Below are 17,742 nucleotides of genomic sequence, written 5' to 3'. Positions count from 1 at the left end.
CACCGCCCCATGACCCTGGAGATAAGGAACCTGGGAACCGACCTTCCCTACGAAAGCGGTCTCGCCCTGCAGCAAGAACTGCTGGCCGAACGCCTGGCGGGCTCGCGGCCCGACACCCTCCTCCTTCTTGAGCATGCTCCCGTCTACACCATCGGGCGCACCCGCGATCAATCCTCCCTTCGCGAGCCTTCGCACCTGCCCTACCCGGTGCATGAGATTTCCCGGGGAGGGCAAGCCACCTACCACGGGCCCGGCCAATTGGTCGGCTATCCCATCATCGACTTGCGCGCCTTTGGCAAAGACCTTCATCAGTATCTCCGCGCGCTCGAGCTCTCCCTCGTTGCTTTTTGCCAACACCACGGAGTGGCCGCCCACCAACGGGAAGGCCTCACGGGAATCTGGCGGGAAGAGCGCAAACTGGCTTCCATCGGCGTCGGCGTTAGCAAGTGGATCACCTACCACGGCTTTGCCCTCAATCTCCGGCCGGAATCTCTCGGCCCCTTCGAGGCCATCACTCCCTGCGGACTCTCGGGCGTGCGCATGACTTGCCTCGCCAATGAGGGTGCTCCCCCCCTCGACCTGGCCACCGCCGCCCGAAGCTACCCCGACTTCCTCTCTCAAGAACTGGCCAAGCTGCCCTCCTAGAGGTCCCGCAAGACCCTCTCCAAGCGGGCCTTTTCCTTCTCCAGCTCTTTGATCTTGTTTTGCGCAAGACGCACCCCGGCCGACAAACGCTCGGCGGAAGCCTCTGCCTTGTCAGCCTCATTGGAATGAGTGGAAACACTGCCCCTGATACGGGCGTCCTGGGCCCGATTGCGAAGACTTCCCGCCTTGGACTTGAGAATCGCCACATTAGCCCGGGCCTTTTCCATCTCGACGCGGCTCGCTTCAAGGTCCCGGTTGATCCGCTCCAAGGACTTTTTCAACTCCATCTTGCGCAGACTCGCGTTCCGCTCCTTGCGCAAAGCCACCATTTTCTCCGCCCGTTGTTCGCGGGATTGGGTCATCATTTCCCGATGGGCTTCCAGCTCTCCTTCACCAATTTGGAACCGATCCCGCCAACTCTCCGGTAACTCCTTCCAAGTGGCGGAAGAACTGCCGAACTGGGTGGTGAAGCGAATCTTGTCAGCAAAAATCTCCTTGATCTCAGCTTGCTGCAATTTCTTCCCGGTGGTCAGGACGATCTCATCAAAGATCTCACCGATAGCCCGTTTCCGTTCGTAGATCCGATACTCGTCCCGATAGGACAACAACTCCTCGCCGATTTCCTCGATCCGGACCTTTTCCTCTTCAATCGCCTTCGCGAGCTCTTTCTGACGCTCTTCGAGAGGCTGCAAAGACTTTTCCACCACAGCCAGCTCACGAGCCACCCCTTCATTTTCCTGCTGCTGGGCGATGCGCCGCTCCGCCACCTCGATGTCATTTTCGAGAGTGAGTATTTCAATCTTCTGCTCCTGGATCTCCGCCTTCAAGCGAGCGGCCGCATCCCCATTGAAGCGATCGTCAAAAACCATCGTCGAGAGCCCCCCAAAGCCAGCCAAAACCACAATTCCGAGAATCACTCCGATTGCTCCCGGAGAGCGCATTCCATCCATAAAATCCGACATTTTTTCTTCTTTCTATTGATCGATTATTGTCCCACCGGATAGTCGCGCCGATAGTTCGCATAGCGCTCTTCTTCCGCTTTTCGCTCCTCTTCCAGCTGAGCTTTTTCTTGCTCCAAATCAGCCACCACCCCCTCGGCTTCCTTCACCAAAAGTTGAGTCTGTTCCAGTTGGGAGGTCAGATTCCGCGACCAATTTTCATCCAAGCGGCTCTTGACGATTTTCAGTTCCCCACGCAGCTCATCGATCCTGAGCTGTTGTTCCCGGTTGAGGGCGACCATTTCTTCATCTTGGCAACTGCTGAGAGACCAACAGGATGATAGAGCGAGGAGTAGGGACCAAGGGGGCAACTTCATTATTCCCGACGTAAGGGGTTCCTCATCCGCGAACCAAGAAAATTCAGTGACAATTCCGAAATATTTATAAATTGGGGCCAAATTTTCCGCTGGCAATGCCCGGCAGGGAAGCCAGCTTAGGGCCCTATGGATTGGAACGAACAATTTCTCGAGCTTTTCGACCGATGTGTGAGCCGTTATCAGGCTGGAGACCGCGATTTCACCGGCTACTACTCGGAAGCCGATTTGGCCTTTCTGAAGTCAATCGGCTACAAACCCCGCGAATTGTTCGACTTTGTGGAGGACCTCGTCGACGAAGGATCGCCCGCCCGCTCCACCGCACTCTTGGTTGCCTCGGTGCGCCGGGACTATCTCCTGGTGGCACAGGGAGGGAGCCTCTCCAGCCACGAAATCACGATGCGCGACCTCCCCTCCTTTGGCGACGAGCTGGAGGGCATCGCTTACCTCCCCCGCATCATTACCAAGGCGCGGGCCAAATTGAAGGGCGAACTGGACCCCGACATCATGTTTGGCTGCGGCGGCGACCGCAACTTCCTGCGTAAGCACGGGGACATCCACCCGGCGGACTTCCTGCGCCATGTCTGGGCGGCGGGTGACGATGATGCCAAAATCGCGGCTTACGTTCGGGACCATTCCTGAGCAAGCTCGCCGCGATGTCAAAATACCAAGGAGAACAAGTCCTCGTTGTCCCCCGCGCCCTGTTCGACGAATTGGGGGCCTTCGAGGGTTTTCACGCGGACTGGAGCCCTTATGTGGATACCCTCCTCGATCCGCGTCACAATTTTTTCATGGACCGCGACCTGGCGGAACAGGACCCGGGCTTCAAGCAGCTCATCCCCTACTGCGTCTTTCATCACGAGGGGCGCGTGCTCCACTACACGCGAGGAAAAAGCTCGGGCGAATCCCGCCTCCACGCCCAAGGCTCGGTTGGCATCGGCGGGCACATCAATCCCGTGGACGCGGGTGAGGAGCACCTCGGCCAAGCCACTTACTACGCGGCTGTCGAACGTGAGATTGGGGAAGAGCTCAATCTGGGCGGGGATTACAGCAACCGCATTGTCGGTCTCATCAACGACGATTCCAACGAGGTGGGCCGGGTCCATCTCGGGATTGTTCATCTCTTCGAGCTGGAGAGCGCGGAGGTCGCCTCCAACGAGGACGCACTCGCCAACCTATCTTTTCAGTCCCAGGAAAACTTACTAGGCGAATTGTTTCCGCAGTTGGAAACTTGGTCCGCCCATTGCGTGAGGGCCCTCTTTGACCAAGCTGAGAGCTAGCGGGTTCCAGCAACCTTCCTCTCTCCCCCAGAGTTCCCAACCAGAAATCTGACAAAAGCTCTACGCATTCATCATAGCGGAATAGGGTCCGGCTGCGGCAGTCTCGGCTCTCCTCTGCATGAAGCATTTTTTCCTACTTTTCCCCTTTTTTTGGGCGGCGCTCACCGCTTCTCCGCAACGGCCCAATATCATCACCGTCTTCATTGACGACTTGGGCTACAGCGATCTCTCTTGCTTTGGCGGTCAGCACGCCCAGACCGAAAATATCGACCGCCTGGCTCAGGAAGGCATCCGCTTCACGCAATTCTACGTCAATTCTCCCATCTGTTCGCCCTCGCGGGTGGCCCTCACCACGGGCCAGTATCCACAGCGCTGGCAAATCACTTCCTACCTCAATCACCGGCGCGCCAATCACGAAAGAGGGATGGCCCAATGGCTGGATCCCGAGGCCCCCATCCTGGCCCGCGAGTTGCAGCAGGCGGGCTATGCCACTGGACACTTCGGCAAGTGGCACATGGGCGGGCAACGGGATGTCTACGACGCGCCTCTCATCGAAGACTACGGATTCGACCGAAGCACCACCAACTTTGAAGGACTTGGCAAGCGCTTCCTCCCCCTTTGCGACCCCTACGATGGCAGCCGGAAACAGCGCCACGACTTGGGGTCCGCACGTCTGGGGCGGGGCCCCATCATCTGGAAAGACCGTTCCCAAATCACCGCGGCCTTCGTCACCGAGGCCCTCACCTTCATCAAAGAGGCCACGGAAAAGGAGCAGCCCTTTTTTCTCAATCTCTGGCCGGACGACGTTCACTCCCCTTTCTTTCCGCCCGAAGTTCTTCGCGATGAGAGCGATGGATCCAAGCGCGCGCTCTATTACGCCGTGTTGGAGGCGATGGATGAGCAGCTCGCCCCACTCTTCGACCACATTCGCCATGATAAGGTCTTGCGGGAAAACACCCTCATCATTCTCTGCTCCGACAATGGCCACGAGGAGGGAGCCGGCTCTTCCAAACCGCTTCGGGGGGCCAAGACTTGGCTTTACGAGGGAGGCATCCGCTCGCCCCTCATCGTCTGGGGGCCCGGTTTGCAAGCCGGGAACGCGCCGGGAAGCACCAACACCACCTCGGTGTTTTCCGCGCTCGATCTCAACCGCTCGCTTTATTCCCTCACCCACACCGATCTTCCCGCCGGGCATTCGCTCGATGGAGAGGACCTGAGCGCGGTCCTGCAGGGTGAACGAGCCGGGAGCCGCCAAGCTCCCCTCTTCTGGCGTCGTCCCCCCGACCGCCCTGGGGAAGGCGGGCAAGCCAATCCCGACCTGGCAATGCGACAGGGCGATTGGAAGCTGCTGGTGAACTACGAAGGGACCGAAGCCGAGCTCTATCATCTTGGAGACGACCCCGGGGAGAAAAACAATCTCGCGCCCGAGAAGGAAGACTTGGTGCAAGCCATGTCCGCCCAGCTCAAGGCGTGGAACGAAGGCCTGCCCCGCGATGAGGGAGACCCCGCCTACGCGGCCACCGCTCCCCTTGCCGACGACCATTTTGTCAATGCCATTGGGGAAGGAGCCGACCCTTGGGTGGTGCGCGATGCCAAGGCCAATCGCTACCTGTGGTGCTTCTCCGATGGCAATCGTGGCATCGCCATTCACACCAGCGACAGCCTCACCTCCCTGGGCGAAAAACATCTCGTCTGGCGGGCTCCCGCAGAAGGCCCCTTTTCCCGCGAGGTTTGGGCCCCGGAGCTCCATTTCCTCGAAGGGCATTGGCACATCTACATGGCCGCCTCTGATGGCCAGAACCGCAACCACCTCGCCTATGTCCTCCGTTCCCGCACAGCGGATCCTCTGGGCGAATACGACTTGCACGGTCCCCTGGCGACTGGCGAAGGCGCGGATGGCCGCTCGCCCAATCTCTGGGCCATTGACATGACTCCACTGCCCATCGGCGACCGCCTTTACGCCATCTGGTCCGGCTGGGACGGCCCCGATACCGACCGCCAATTCCTCTACATCGCGCCCATGAAGTCCCCCACCGAGCTCTCCGGTCCCCGCGTGCGACTCTGTGGGAATGCCGACTATCCTTGGGAAATGACCGAGCCCGAGGGCCGGGGGCGCGGCCTCAATGAGGGCCCCCAAGTGGTGCCCAGCCCGAGGCGCACTCTCGTGACCTACTCCTGCGGGGCCTCCTGGCTGCCCACCTACAAGCTCGGTCTCCTCGAGCTGATCGGCGACGATCCGCTCGACCCAGCGGCTTGGAAAAAACACCCCGAGCCAGTCTTTCGCTCTACGAAGGAGACCTACGGAGTGGGCCACAGCTGCTTCGCACCCTCCCCCGATGGCACGGAATGGTGGCACCTCTTCCATGCCAAGCGGGACCGCGAACCGGGTTGGCGGCGTGCCATTTTCGCTCAGCCGATGTTCTTCAATGACCAAGGCTACCCTGAGTTCGGCCTTCCGGTCCCGGCCAACGTGCCTCTCCCCCGCCCCTCCGGCGAGCCCCTGGGCAAATTCTCCCTGCCTTACGAAAATACCTTGCAGCAGCCTGCCACCCTCGAAGGGTGGGACTACTACGGCCATCATCAACTTTATCAAATCGGGGAGTCGGGCCTCACCCTCGGCCAAGAGGTCGCCCATCCGGTCAATGTCTATCGCGGCGGGGAAAAAATGGTCCTTTCCGCTCCCACCCCAGCAGATTTCAGCGCCTCCGTCACCATCGACTTCCAGGGCGGGGCCGAGTCCCGCGATGCCGGGCTCCTCTTTCGCACCACCGCCCCCAGCGTGGGCTACGATGCCCACCGTGGCTACTTCGCGGGGCTCATTCCCCGCACCCGGTTGCTGGTTGCGGGCAAGATGGATGGCCATCGTTGGCAGGAGCTGCACCGGGTCGCCCTGTCTCTGGACCACAGCCAGCCCCATCACCTTCGCGTGCAAGGCCGAGGTCCCCGATTCACTATCTCTCTCAATGACGAAGAGGTGCTGACCTTTCGCGATGAGACTTATCCCACGGGCAGGGTCGGGCTGCGCGTGGTCGATACCGCCGCCACTTTTCGCGATTTCTCTCTCTCAGAACTCTCCCGATAAGCACGAACACCGCCTTTCCTGATGACCATCCACTCCCGAATCCCCCTTTTTGCCGCCACACTCCTGCTCACCCTCACTGGCATGCTGCGAGGGAATGAGAGGCCCAATATCCTACTCATTCTCGTCGACGACTTGAAACCCGCCCTTGGTTGCTACGGGGACGAGAAAGCCATCACGCCGGGCATCGACGCCCTCGCCAAAAAAGGGCTGCGCTTCGAGTCCGCCTATTGCAACCAAGCGGTCTGCGCACCCTCCCGCTTCAACCTCATGTTGGGCAGTCTCTCCACCTCCACCGGCCTCTACGGGCTCGGCACCAATCTGCGCGAGCGCTACTCCGGGGCGGTGACCATGCCTCAGCATTTCAAGAACCACGGAGGCTACCGCACCCTCTCCCTGGGCAAAGTCTTTCATGTCGGACACGGCAACAGCGGCGACGACCAGTCCTTCGATCTCGTCCACAAAGACAAGGTGGTGGAATACCTCCTGCCCGAGAGCCGCGAGACCTCGATCAGCCAAGAAGAGGTCTTTTTCGAGCTTCATCACCTCTCCCCAGGCGAGCGCGAGAGCTTCCTCGCAGACAAGAAAGTGGGCCGGGGGGCGGCGATAGAAATCGCGGGCGCGCCCGACGAGGCCTATGCCGACGGACGCACCGCCCAGCGCGCCATAGACTACCTAAACGAATTCCAGGAAAGCGGCGAGCCCTTCTTCCTCTGCGCGGGCTTCGCTCGTCCACACCTTCCTTTCTCCGCTCCCAGGAAATACTACGACCTTCATCCTCTCGACAAATTCGAACTCCCCTCCGTGCGCACCGCTCCTGAAGGAAGTCCCCCTTACGCCCTACGAAACAAAGGCATTGAGCTCTTCAACTACTTCCCCTGTCGCGAGCGCTTCGATGATGAGGAATTCCAACAAGAGATGATTCGCGCTTATTACGCCTGCACCAGTTATGTGTCTGCTCAGATCGGCAAAGTCCTAACTGCTCTCGAGGAGAGCGGACTCTCGGAAAACACCTATGTCGTCCTCTGGGGCGACCACGGCTGGCACCTCGGCACCCACAATCGCTTCAGCAAACACGACAACTTCGAGCAGCCCACGCGCATCCCGCTCATCATCGCGGGCCCCGGTATCGCGCCCGGCTCCGCCACCGGGCAACTCGCCTCGACGGTGGACCTCTTCCCCACCCTTTGCGACTTGGCCGACCTCCCGCCACCGGCCGGTCCCCAGCCCATTGACGGACTGAGCCTGAAGCCTGTCTTGCAAGATCCGAAAGCGCGCATCCGGGACCACATCACCCACTGCTATCCGCAAAAACGCTTCGGCTGGGCCATCCGCAACGAACGCTACCGCCTCGTGCAATGGGGACGCCCGGGCAGCGAGGACCTGGTCTATGAACTTTATGATTTTCAGGAGAGTCCCCTCGAGACCAGGAACATCGCCTCAGAGCACCCCGCTATTGTGGCGGAGATGAAGAAAAAGTTCTCTCTCTATCCCAGCCCCCGCTAGCCCCCCTTTTCCCCAGTCCCGCCTTATGAAATTACTCCTTCTGGCCACCAGCACTCTTCTCCTCGCCGCCTCGCTCTTGCCCGCCGAGCGACCCAATATCCTGCTCATCATGGTCGATGACCTGGGATTCTCGGACCTCGGCTACATGGGAGGAGAAATCGAGACCCCGAATCTCGACAAATTGGCCCACGGCGGAGTTCGTTTCTCCCACTTCTACAATGGCGGCCGCTGTTGCCCCACGCGAGCGACCTTGCTGACCGGGCTGCATCCCCACCAGACGGGCATCGGGCACATGACCAGCTCGCCCACACATATCAATGAGCCCGAGCCTCCCGCCTATCAAGGCTACCTCAATCGCCACTGCGCCACCCTGGCCGAGCTGCTCAAGCCCGCTGGCTACTCGACCCTGATGACCGGCAAGTGGCATCTGGGCTTCCACGACAAGGATCGCTGGCCACTCCAACGCGGATTCGATCGCTTCTATGGCTGCATCCCCGGGGCCACCCGCTTCTTCTACCCCGAACACCCCCGGGGAATGACCCGGGACAATACTCCCCTCGAAAAACCCCTCTCCACCACTGACGAGCCGTTCTACACCACCGATGCCTTCACCGACTATGCCATCGACTTCATCGCTGAGAACGAAGCAAAAACGGATGACCCCTTCTTTCTCTACCTCGCTTACACCGCCCCCCATTGGCCCCTCCAAGCCTTCGAAGATGACATCGCCAAATACCGGGGAAAATACAAACTCGGCTGGGACCAACTCCGCAAGAAGCGTTACCAAAGGCAGCTCGAACTCGGCCTCATCGATCCCCGGTGGAAGCTCTCCCCCCGCCCCGCGAGCGTCCCTGCCTGGGATTCCCTCAGCAAAGAAAAGCAGGACGAGATGGACCTCAAGATGGCCATCTATGCCGCCATGGTGGACCGCGTGGATCAAAATATCGGCAAACTCACGGCCTTCTTGAATGAGCAAAAATTGCTGGATAATACCCTCATTCTCTTCCTCTCCGACAATGGAGCCTGTCAGGAAGGCGGTCCTCTGGGTCGCGGCGAATATTACGACATCGCCCGCCGCAACCAACAGCCCGCCAATTCCTACGGAGAGGCTTGGGCCAATCTGGGCTCCACTCCCTTCCGCCTTTACAAGCACCATGCCCACGAAGGCGGGACCGCGACCCCCTTCTTCCTGCACTGGCCCGCACAAATCGAGGCCCAGAGCGAGTGGTATCGCTCCCCCGGGCACATCCTCGATGTCGTGCCCACCTTGCTCAATGTCACGGGCGCGGACTATCCCGGGCAGATGCACGGCAATCCCTTGCCCCCTCTCTCAGGCATTTCCCTCCGCCCCTCCTTCGGACAAGAGCCTCTCGCGCGGGAAGGTTTTCTCGCCATGGAGCACGAGAGCAATGCCTTTCTCCTAGAAGGGGAATACAAGCTGGTGGGCAACCACCTCGTCGGAACCACGCAGCCGGATTTCTCCAAATGGGAACTCTACAACCTGGCCGAGGACCGCACCGAATTGCAAAACCTCGCCCCCACTCAACCCGAGAAGCTCAAAGAACTTGCCGACAAGTGGGTGCGATGGGCACACGAGGCCAAGGTCTACCCCCGCCCCCGTTCCTAAGCGGGTTAAAAATGCAACCGGCCAATGTCCGCCCGGCGTTGGCTGCCGTCGAAGGTGACCTTGGCCGCTTCGGCATGGGCCCGCTCCACCGCTTCTGCGCGGGTTTCGCCACCCGCGACGACCGCGAGCACCCGGCCTCCATTCGTGACCCAGCGCTCCCCCTCTCTGCGAGTGCCTGCATGATAGATCCGGGCCTCGTCGACCTCATCGAGCCCGGCGATGACATCTCCGCTGCGGGAGCTCTCCGGGTAACCCGCACTGGCCAAGACCACGCAAACACTCCAACCGGGGTCAAAAGTCAGAAGATCCTGCTGAAGCTTGCCTTGCGCGCCCGAGAGACAGAACTGCACCAAATCGCCCTGCACGAGTGGCATCACCGCCTGGCACTCCGGATCCCCGAAGCGACAGTTATACTCGATAATTTTCGGACCCGCAGCCGTCATCATCAAACCGAAGTAAAGAAAACCGCGATAGTCGAGTTCATCAGCCACCAGTCCGGCAACGGTAGGCTTGACGATTTCCTCCTCGATGCGAACCAACTCTTCCGGGGTCACCAGTTGGCGACTGGCCACCGCGCCCATTCCACCTGTATTGGGCCCTTGGTCACCCTCCCCAATGCGCTTGTAATCGCGGGCCGGAGTGAAGATTTGATAATCCTCGCCACTCACCGCCGCGAAGATGGAGACCTCGGGGCCTTCCAAATACTCCTCGACAAGTAGCTTGCCCTCACCAAAACGTTTGCGCGAAAAGACTTCACCCAAAAACTCGTCCGCCGCACTCTCGTCGTTGCATACAGCCACCCCTTTGCCGGCGGCGAGACCATCAAACTTCAGCACGGTGGGATACTTGCCTCCGATGGCATCACGGGCTTCCTCGATATCTTCGCAGACCCAGGCCTTTCCGGTCGGGATTTCATGACGTTGCATGAAGTGTTTGGCGAAGCCTTTGCTGGCTTCCAGCATCGCCGCTTCCTTGCGGGGGCCCCAGCAGGGAATGCCAGCCTGGGCACAGAGATTGGCCAAGCCTTCATCCTTCACGAGATAGCTCTCCTCCCCCGCCACACAGAGGTCGATCTTGGAGCCCAGCATCCAGCCCACTAGCTCGGCCACTCCGCCGGCCGCCACTGGTTGCGCAATTTCGGCAATGGCATCGCTGCCGGGATGGCAATAGAGCTCAACCTCCCGACCCGACTCTTGCAGAGCACGCAACAGAGCGTGCTCCCGGCCTCCTTTTCCCACGACGAGAATCTTCATGCCACTTTCTGCCCCAGCGGCAGGAAAGGCTCAACCCTTAATCGCAAGAAGACGGGACATCACCCCGCCGCCACTGCCCCTGGGTGAGGCAATGGACCGCGCCCCCTTCCCGCCCGAGCAATCGGCAGTCAAAGCCCACCACTTCCTTTCCGGGAAAAGCCTCCGCCACCACCGCCAAGGCCTCGGCATCACCCGCCAAGCCATATTGCGGCACGACGACTCCCTCGTTGACAATGAGAAAATTGGCATAACTCCCCTCGATGCCTTCCGCGATTTCCCCCACGTAGGGCAGCGCCCGCACTTGCAGTCCTGCCGCTTCCAGCCGCTTCCAGTTGTCGCGCAGCGTCTCGCTTGCGGGCTCCACCGCCAGCACCGCATCTTCACTCACAAAGCGAGCCACCATATCGATATGCCCATCGGTATCATCGTGCTCCAGCCCAGCCCGCAGCCAGAGAATCTCCACAGCCCCCAGCTGGGCTTTCAACTCAGTGGCAACAGCCTCCCGATCCCAATCCGGATTGCGATTGCCATTCAGCAAGACCGACTCAGTAGTGAGAATCCGACCCGCACCATTGCTTTCCAAAGCCCCTCCTTCGCAGACAAGAGAGCTCACCGAGCGGGGAATTTGCTGTAAAGCGGCAATCGCGGCGGGAACCCGGTTGTCTTTCTCAAAAGGAAACTTCCCGCCCCAGGCATTGTAGCGCCAATCGACCATCGCCACCGCTCCGGTTCGGGGATGGCGCAAGAAAGTCGGCCCGTGGTCGCGACACCAGACATCGTCGGTGGCAATGGCAAAAACCTCCGCCTGCGGAACCAGCTCCACCACCCGCTCGCGCTGGTCGAGCTGCACACAGAGCCGCACTTGCGCGAAGCGCGCAATCACCGCCACCAAGCGGGCAAACTCCGCTTCCACCTCCGCACGGGCGATGCCGCCCCACAGCTGCGGAGCCACTGGCCAGCTTAGCCAGATCGCCTCCACCGGCGACCACTCGGCTGGCATCACGAATCGATCTTCATTGCGTTGCATCATGGCGCTTCTTTACCGGCATTCCGGGCGCTTGCCAGCCTGCAATTTGGCACTAGGCTTCTTTCCATGCTCACGCGATTGTTCCTCTCCGGCCTTTTGGCCTGCCTTCCTCTCTCCGCCCAACTTGCTCCCCCGCCCGAAGTGGTGGAGAAGCCCGCCCCCTCGCCCAAGGCCACCCAGAGCCACCTCTTCGATTCCGTCCTTCGCATCGAGGTCGCCACCCAGAATCCCGACTACCGCACCCCATGGAATACAGGCGGATTCTCCGGCGGCAATGGCACGGGCTTCCTCATCGGGCCCAACCAGATACTCACCAATGCCCACGTCGTTTCCAACGCCCGCCGCATCCTCGTCACCCAGCGCAACTCCGCCCGCAAGCTCCCGGCAGTCATCCAGCACATTGCACACGATTGCGACCTTGCTCTCATCAGCTTGGAAGACCCCACCCCGCTGGCCGGCCTCGCCCCCCTCCCCATCGGCGGCATGCCCGCGCTGGACTCCGAAGTGCGCGCCATCGGCTACCCCGTGGGAGGAGATCGCCTCTCCGTCACCCGGGGCATCGTCTCCCGCATCGACTTCCGCCCCTATTCCCACTCCCGAGCCGATTCCCACCTCATCATCCAGGTCGATGCCGCCATCAACCCCGGCAACTCGGGCGGCCCGGCGGTGCAAGATGACAAAGTGATCGGCGTAGCCTTCCAAGGTCTCACCCAAGCCGACAACACCGGCTACATCATCCCGACCCCCGTCATCCGCCGCTTTTTGAAAGACATCGAGGACGGTCAATACGACAAATACGTCGACCTCGGCGTGAGCACCTTCCCACTCTTCAATCCCGCCATGCGCCAGGCCCTGGGCCTTCCCGACAACGATCGGGGCGTGCTCGTCACCAGCGTAATTCCGGAAGGGCCTTGTGATGGCCAGCTGCAGGAAAACGACATCCTTCTCGCCATCGACGGCAATGCCATCGACTCGGCCGGCAACATCAATGTGGCAGGCGAGCAACTCGTGCTGCACGAAATCGTGGAGCGGAAGTTCGCAAAAGACGAAGTCACCCTCGACTTTCTCCGCGAGGGAGAGGAGCGGCAAGCCACCATCACCTTGGCGCCCCTCCCGGGCTCACCGCTTTTCAGCATCATTTATGACGAGCGCCCCGAATACATTTTTTACGGCGGACTCGTCATTCAGCCCCTCAGCCTCAATGTGATGTCTGCCCACCGCCTGACCGACGTCACCACCCGCCACCTCACCGAGCGCTATCTCCGGGAAGGCCTCTTCAAGGAGAAACCCGAAATCCTCGTTTTGACACGGGTTGAGAGTGACGAACTCACCGTCCACATGACCTCCTTCGCCGGTTCCATCATCGATAGCATCAATGGCGAAAAAGTGCGCGACCTTCGCCACGCCCACGAGCTTTTGTATGAAAATGAACAACCGGAGTTCACCGTCTTCGAATTCGAAGATCGCGGCCGCCCCCTGGTCCTGCCCAGCGCCCGCGTCCCCGCCGTCAATCAGCGGCTCATGGGCACCAACAACATTCCCGCCACCCATTACCTCGGCGAAGACTGAAGCCCCCCTTCCAGCAAACTTATCCATCATAATGAAACCTCTTTTCTCCAGCCTCCTCGCCAGCAGTCTACTGCTGCCCCAGCTATCGGCCGAAACCCCTGCCGCCTCCCCGGCCGACCAACTCCCCACCCCGGCTTCTGCCTCCGGGGCCACCGAGCTGGTGGGCGAAGCCAGCGAGGACATCCTCGACAGCTTTGTGCGGGTGAATTCCACCATCCAGACCTTCAATGCGGGCCAACCTTGGCAACGCAACAACCCCCAGCGCCGCAGTGGTCTCGGCACCCTCATCTCCCCCCGCGAAATCCTCACCGCCGCCGAGCTCGTCGCCAATCAGACCTACCTGGAGCTCGAGTCCGCCGACTCCTCGCAATCGGTGCAGGCCGAAGTCATCGCCATTGATTACAAAGCCAATCTGGCCCTCCTCGCCCCCATCGGCGACGCAGGCTTCTTGCAAAAAAAGACCCCCCTGCAGCTGGGATCCCCCGCCCACATTGGCGACTCCGTGAGCGTCTGGCAGGTGGAAAGCAACGGCACCACCCTGCGCACCCGGGCCACTATCCGGGCCGTCGATACCGCCGCTTCTTTCCTCTCCGGCTACTCCTTCCTGACCTATGTCGTGAAGGGATCCATGCAGTCCGCCTCCTCGTCCTTCACCCTCCCGGTGACCAAAGGCCACCGCCTCCTGGGCGTTCTCACCAGCTACGATTCCGAGGACCAGATTTCCGAGGTCATCCCTCCCGAAATCATCGCCACCTTCCTCCGTGATGCCCGCGATGGCAGTTACGAGGGCTTCCCCGTCCTCGGCGTGGCCATCACCCGCACCGAAGACAAGTCCTTTCGCGACTATCTGGGCCTCCCCAGCGACGGGGGCGGACTCTACCTCTCCAAAGTCAAGGCCGACAGTCCCGCCGGGCGAGCCGGGCTCCAGCTTGGCGATGTCCTCCTCGCCATCGACGAGCATCAGCTGGATCGCCGGGGCTACTTCGAGCACCCCTCCTACGGCCCCCTTCCCTGGTCCGTCCTCATCCGCTCCACCAAGACGGTGGGTGATCAACTAAGCCTGACCATCCTTCGCGATGGCAAGGAAGAAGTCATCACCGCCACTCTGGAAGCCGCCCCCGAGCCCCTCGTTCCCCGCCATCTCAACGATTCCCCGCCCACTTTCCTCATCAAGGGAGGACTCGTCTTTCAGGAGCTTTCCCGCGAATATCTGGAAGCCCATGGGGACAACTGGACCACCCGCGCGCCTCTGGACCTCATGCACGCAATGGAAAACCCCGAAGACTACGAAGAGGAACGCGAAAGCATCGTCTTTCTCTCCCGCGTGCTCCCCAATCCCGCCACCATCGGCTACGACCGCCTCCACGGCCTCATCGTGAATCAAGCCAATGGCCAGGCCGTGCGGAATTTGCGCGACCTCGCCGACGCTCTCACCGCAATACCCACCGATGGCATCCATCGCATCGGGCTGGACGAAGCCCCCGGCACCCTCTACCTCGACGCCGCTCTCTCCGATCAAGTGGACCAACAATTCCTCCGCCAGGGACTCCCCAGCCTCAGCCGCCTGCCGGAAAAAAGCGTCCCCCCAGTCCCTCAAACCCCCAACGAATAACAATGAACGACTTCGAAGAAAAAACCCGTGAAGCCCTCGCCAACCCTCAAAACGTCGGCGAGATGGACGACGCCGACAGCGTGGGCACCGTCGGCTCTCCCGACTGTGGCGACATGGTTCGCATGTGGCTCAAATTCACCGAAAAAGACGGCAAAAAAGTCATCGACCGCGCCTCCTTCCAAGCCTTTGGCTGCCAAACTGCCATCGCGGTAGCCTCCATGGCCACCCAACTCCTTAAAGGCAAATCGACCGAAGAAGCCGCTGCCCTCAAAAGCGAAGACCTCACCGGCGACCTCGGCCCCCTTCCGCCCATGAAAATTCATTGCGGACAGCTGGTCGAAAACGCTCTCAAAAACGCCCTCGAAGGCACGAGCAGCGAAAGCCCCTCCGGTGGGCAAACCCTCGCCAGCAATATCGCCCAAAACCAACCCAAGGGCACCATCCGCATCGTCCCTTTGAGCGACGATTAACGCGACGAGTTCAAAAAAAAGCGACTCTCCCAAAATCCGGAGAGTCGCTCTTCCTAAAAAATTTCCCTTCTCTCGTCTCAAAAAGGGTCCGGTTCTTTCACTTCAGTTTGATGGTGACCTTCTCTTGGCTCTCCACCTTGAAGCCCTTGATTTCGGCCGCCTTCTTGGTGAATTTGGCCCGGTTTTCAGCCTCCAAAGAATTCAGAGCCTTCATTCCGCCTTCGTTTTTCTGAATCTCATCAAAGTCGAAAGCCATCACCGTGACCGTGTCTCCCTCGTGATGAAGAGCATTGGTCTTGGCGATGCCACCTTCCGCAACGATTTTGAAGCTCATCTTCAAGCCCGCCATCATCGGAGCCATCATGGCCATCTCTTCGTCACTCATATCACCAGCCATCGCCATCTCCTCCTTGGAAGGATCCGGAGTCACGATCGTGAGCACCCCATCCTCAAAAGAAAAATCAGCCATGGGATTGCCCTCGGACTCATCACCCATCGCTTTACCAGGATCATAGTTCAAATCATCAACATCAGCAAACTTGTAAGTGCTTTTGAAAGAGAGGCTCCCATCAGCATTCTCGCTCTTCTCCACTCCGACAAACTCGACTCCTTCGCCATACTCCGCCGCTTTTTTCTTCAGCTCTTCTTCATTAAACTCAGCGAAAGGATCCTCGGCCCCTTCCGCCGCCCCCATCTTCATCATCGCCGCCGTCTGGGCATTGAAGGTCATGGTCTCGACCAAGGTTCCGGAACCGTCCTTCTTGAGATTGACCGAGATATCCATCTCCAAACATCCGCTAAGACCGACCAGCGCCAACAAGGCCCCCGCGAGGGCAATTAGTTTTTTCAACATAGCCCTCGCACTATGACGACCTTGCCCGCAAAGAACAATAGGGAAAAACACTCACCTCAGGTGACGATTTCGGCACCTTTCTCCCCTTTGCCTATGGCAACAGGCGAGCCGAAGAGATCAAAGGACAAACCGGATGCGATTTCCCTTCCGTCCGCGCCCCCCTGCTCTCCCCAGTCGTGGCATAGCCCTTGCGCGCAGCCCTTTTTTCCGCTAAGGGCCTCGCCATGCCTGTTGCAACACCTGCTCAATACCGGGATATGTTGGATGCCGCTCAGAAGGGTGGTTACGCTTATCCTGCGATCAACATCACCTCCATCGTCACGGCCAATGCCGCCCTCAAGGCCTTTGCCGACGCCAAGTCAGACGGCATCATCCAAGTTTCCACCGGTGGCGGCCAGTTTGCTTCCGGCCTCAATGTCGCCGATGCCGCCTTCGGAGCCATCGTCCTTGCCGAAGCCGTTCACCGCCTCGCCGAGAAATACGATGTCCTCATCGCCCTGCACACCGACCACTGCCACCCGGAAAAGGTGGACTCCTTCCTGCGCCCTCTCCTCGACGAGTCCCGCGCCCGCAAGGAGAAGGGCCTCGGACCGCTCTTCAACTCCCACATGTTCGACGGCTCTGTGGTGGACCTCGATGAAAACCTGAAAATCTCGGCCGAGCTCCTCAAGGAATGCGCCGAACTCGACATCATCCTGGAAGTCGAAGCCGGTTGCGTCGGTGGTGAGGAAGACGGCCACGACACCTCCGGCCTGCCTGCCGAAAAGCTCTACACCTCCCCCGAGGACATGCTGCAGGTCTACGAAACCCTCAATCCCATCGGCCGCTTCATGTTCGCCGCCACCTTTGGCAACGTCCACGGCGCCTACAAGCCCGGTGCGGTCAAACTGAAGCCCGCCATCCTCAAGGACGGCCAGAAAGTGGTCATGGACAAATACGGCGCTGAAGCCGAAATGGACCTCGTCTTCCACGGCGGCTCCGGCACCTCCGCCGAAGACCTCCAGGAGACCCTCGACTACGGCGTGGTGAAGATGAACATCGACACCGACACCCAATACGCCTTCACCCGTCCCATCGTGACCCACATGTGCGAAAACATCGAAGGTGTGCTCAAGATCGACGGCGAAGTGGGCAACAAAAAGACCTACGATCCCCGGGGCTACCTCAAAAAAGCGGAGGCCAGCGTCGCGGCCCGCCTCGTGCAAGCCTGCGAAGAGCTCAAGTCCGCCGGACAGAGCATCTTCGCCAAGTGAGCCCTCCCCGTTTCTCCTTTTTCCCAACCTCCCGAGCCCTCCGGCCGGGAGGTTTTTTTGGAGTCTCCTCCCAATTTTGTTGGTTCCGCATTCCCAATCCCGCACTCCCCCGCCCGGTCCCAACGAAAAAGAGCGACCCGCAGGTCGCTCTTTTTTAAAGGAAATGGTGGAGGCGAGGGGGATCGAACCCCTCTTTTCTTATTAGCCTATAATACACAGAATTACAGAAAAACTCACCATAAGCTATTTACTTCAA

The 17,742-nt window shown here is 60.0% G+C and carries 15 protein-coding genes; 10 read left to right on the top strand and 5 right to left on the bottom strand.

All coding sequences use genetic code 11. The annotated features are described in order from the left end of the window. Positions 1-15: 15 nt before the first annotated feature. Complete coding sequence (gene lipB / locus JIN78_RS14515) at positions 16-645, top strand: lipoyl(octanoyl) transferase LipB (RefSeq protein ID WP_377174636.1); 630 nt, start codon at positions 16-18, stop codon at positions 643-645. Here lipB and JIN78_RS14510 read toward each other — a convergent pair. Together JIN78_RS14510 and JIN78_RS14505 are read right to left on the bottom strand one after the other, a co-directional pair. Then, on the bottom strand, positions 642-1,607 hold the full coding sequence (locus JIN78_RS14510; RefSeq protein WP_200392711.1) for a coiled-coil domain-containing protein: 966 nt from the start codon (positions 1,605-1,607) through the stop codon (positions 642-644). The genes lipB and JIN78_RS14510 overlap by 4 nt on opposite strands. Positions 1,608-1,630: 23 nt before the next feature. Continuing rightward, on the bottom strand, positions 1,631-1,960 hold the full coding sequence (locus JIN78_RS14505; RefSeq protein ID WP_200392710.1) for a hypothetical protein: 330 nt from the start codon (positions 1,958-1,960) through the stop codon (positions 1,631-1,633). A gap of 126 nt (positions 1,961-2,086) precedes the next feature. On the opposite strand from JIN78_RS14505, the gene JIN78_RS14500 reads away from it, so the two are divergent. The 5 genes from JIN78_RS14500 to JIN78_RS14480 all read left to right on the top strand — a co-directional run bounded on the left by JIN78_RS14500 (position 2,087) and on the right by JIN78_RS14480 (position 9,449). Beyond that, positions 2,087-2,599 (top strand): DUF5069 domain-containing protein, encoded by a 513-nt coding sequence (locus tag JIN78_RS14500; RefSeq protein WP_200392709.1) that lies wholly within the window; start codon positions 2,087-2,089, stop codon positions 2,597-2,599. Positions 2,600-2,613: 14 nt separating this feature from the next. Further along, positions 2,614-3,237, top strand: coding sequence for a hypothetical protein (locus JIN78_RS14495; RefSeq protein WP_200392708.1), 624 nt, complete (start codon positions 2,614-2,616; stop codon positions 3,235-3,237). Between the two features lie 118 nt (positions 3,238-3,355). Beyond that, the gene (locus JIN78_RS14490; RefSeq protein WP_200392707.1) at positions 3,356-6,319 is read left to right on the top strand and encodes a sulfatase-like hydrolase/transferase; all 2,964 of its coding nucleotides are present in this window, start codon (positions 3,356-3,358) and stop codon (positions 6,317-6,319) included. Between the two features lie 21 nt (positions 6,320-6,340). Further along, positions 6,341-7,822 carry a sulfatase gene (locus JIN78_RS14485; RefSeq protein ID WP_200392706.1) on the top strand — a complete coding sequence of 494 codons (1,482 nt, stop codon included), beginning with the start codon at positions 6,341-6,343 and terminating at the stop codon, positions 7,820-7,822. A gap of 25 nt (positions 7,823-7,847) precedes the next feature. Further along, on the top strand, positions 7,848-9,449 hold the full coding sequence (locus JIN78_RS14480) for an arylsulfatase (RefSeq protein WP_200392705.1): 1,602 nt from the start codon (positions 7,848-7,850) through the stop codon (positions 9,447-9,449). Positions 9,450-9,454: 5 nt separating this feature from the next. Here the strand turns inward: JIN78_RS14480 and purD are convergent, their stop codons facing one another. Beyond that, positions 9,455-10,702, bottom strand: a complete 1,248-nt coding sequence (gene purD / locus JIN78_RS14475) for a phosphoribosylamine--glycine ligase (protein ID WP_200392704.1) — start codon at positions 10,700-10,702, stop codon at positions 9,455-9,457. 37 nt (positions 10,703-10,739) lie between these two features. Beyond that, positions 10,740-11,732, bottom strand: a complete 993-nt coding sequence (locus JIN78_RS14470; protein WP_200392703.1) for an agmatine deiminase family protein — start codon at positions 11,730-11,732, stop codon at positions 10,740-10,742. Positions 11,733-11,795: 63 nt separating this feature from the next. Here JIN78_RS14470 and JIN78_RS14465 point away from each other — a divergent pair, with 63 nt between their 5' ends. From JIN78_RS14465 to JIN78_RS14455, 3 genes are read left to right on the top strand one after another with little or no spacing between them, the layout of a single operon-like run. Continuing rightward, complete coding sequence (locus JIN78_RS14465) at positions 11,796-13,298, top strand: S1C family serine protease (RefSeq protein WP_200392702.1); 1,503 nt, start codon at positions 11,796-11,798, stop codon at positions 13,296-13,298. 31 nt (positions 13,299-13,329) lie between these two features. Beyond that, positions 13,330-14,910, top strand: a complete 1,581-nt coding sequence (locus JIN78_RS14460) for a PDZ domain-containing protein (RefSeq protein ID WP_200392701.1) — start codon at positions 13,330-13,332, stop codon at positions 14,908-14,910. Positions 14,911-14,912: 2 nt separating this feature from the next. Continuing rightward, entirely contained in the window at positions 14,913-15,380 is a 468-nt protein-coding gene (locus tag JIN78_RS14455) for an iron-sulfur cluster assembly scaffold protein (protein ID WP_200392700.1), read from the top strand. Between the two features lie 97 nt (positions 15,381-15,477). On the opposite strand, the gene JIN78_RS14450 is transcribed toward JIN78_RS14455, so the two are convergent. Further along, the gene (locus JIN78_RS14450; RefSeq protein WP_200392699.1) at positions 15,478-16,233 is read right to left on the bottom strand and encodes a hypothetical protein; all 756 of its coding nucleotides are present in this window, start codon (positions 16,231-16,233) and stop codon (positions 15,478-15,480) included. A gap of 224 nt (positions 16,234-16,457) precedes the next feature. Between JIN78_RS14450 and fbaA the strand changes: the two genes are divergently transcribed. Then, complete coding sequence (fbaA, locus tag JIN78_RS14445; protein WP_200392698.1) at positions 16,458-17,486, top strand: class II fructose-bisphosphate aldolase; 1,029 nt, start codon at positions 16,458-16,460, stop codon at positions 17,484-17,486. The last annotated feature ends 256 nt before the right edge of the window (positions 17,487-17,742 follow it).

This window comes from Roseibacillus ishigakijimensis, assembly GCF_016595415.1.
In the GTDB taxonomy this organism is placed as follows: domain Bacteria; phylum Verrucomicrobiota; class Verrucomicrobiia; order Verrucomicrobiales; family Akkermansiaceae; genus Roseibacillus; species Roseibacillus ishigakijimensis.
This window is presented reverse-complemented; position numbering and strand designations above follow the sequence as displayed.

Coding starts and splice junctions, on each gene's coding strand:
- JIN78_RS14510 (WP_200392711.1), bottom strand. CDS start 1,607: ATGTCGGATTTTATGGATGGAATGCGCTCTCCGGGAGCAATCGGAGTG.
- JIN78_RS14505 (WP_200392710.1), bottom strand. CDS start 1,960: ATGAAGTTGCCCCCTTGGTCCCTACTCCTCGCTCTATCATCCTGTTGG.
- JIN78_RS14500 (WP_200392709.1), top strand. CDS start 2,087: ATGGATTGGAACGAACAATTTCTCGAGCTTTTCGACCGATGTGTGAGC.
- JIN78_RS14495 (WP_200392708.1), top strand. CDS start 2,614: ATGTCAAAATACCAAGGAGAACAAGTCCTCGTTGTCCCCCGCGCCCTG.
- JIN78_RS14490 (WP_200392707.1), top strand. CDS start 3,356: ATGAAGCATTTTTTCCTACTTTTCCCCTTTTTTTGGGCGGCGCTCACC.
- JIN78_RS14485 (WP_200392706.1), top strand. CDS start 6,341: ATGACCATCCACTCCCGAATCCCCCTTTTTGCCGCCACACTCCTGCTC.
- JIN78_RS14480 (WP_200392705.1), top strand. CDS start 7,848: ATGAAATTACTCCTTCTGGCCACCAGCACTCTTCTCCTCGCCGCCTCG.
- purD (WP_200392704.1), bottom strand. CDS start 10,702: ATGAAGATTCTCGTCGTGGGAAAAGGAGGCCGGGAGCACGCTCTGTTG.
- JIN78_RS14470 (WP_200392703.1), bottom strand. CDS start 11,732: ATGATGCAACGCAATGAAGATCGATTCGTGATGCCAGCCGAGTGGTCG.
- JIN78_RS14465 (WP_200392702.1), top strand. CDS start 11,796: ATGCTCACGCGATTGTTCCTCTCCGGCCTTTTGGCCTGCCTTCCTCTC.
- JIN78_RS14460 (WP_200392701.1), top strand. CDS start 13,330: ATGAAACCTCTTTTCTCCAGCCTCCTCGCCAGCAGTCTACTGCTGCCC.
- JIN78_RS14455 (WP_200392700.1), top strand. CDS start 14,913: ATGAACGACTTCGAAGAAAAAACCCGTGAAGCCCTCGCCAACCCTCAA.
- JIN78_RS14450 (WP_200392699.1), bottom strand. CDS start 16,233: ATGTTGAAAAAACTAATTGCCCTCGCGGGGGCCTTGTTGGCGCTGGTC.
- fbaA (WP_200392698.1), top strand. CDS start 16,458: ATGCCTGTTGCAACACCTGCTCAATACCGGGATATGTTGGATGCCGCT.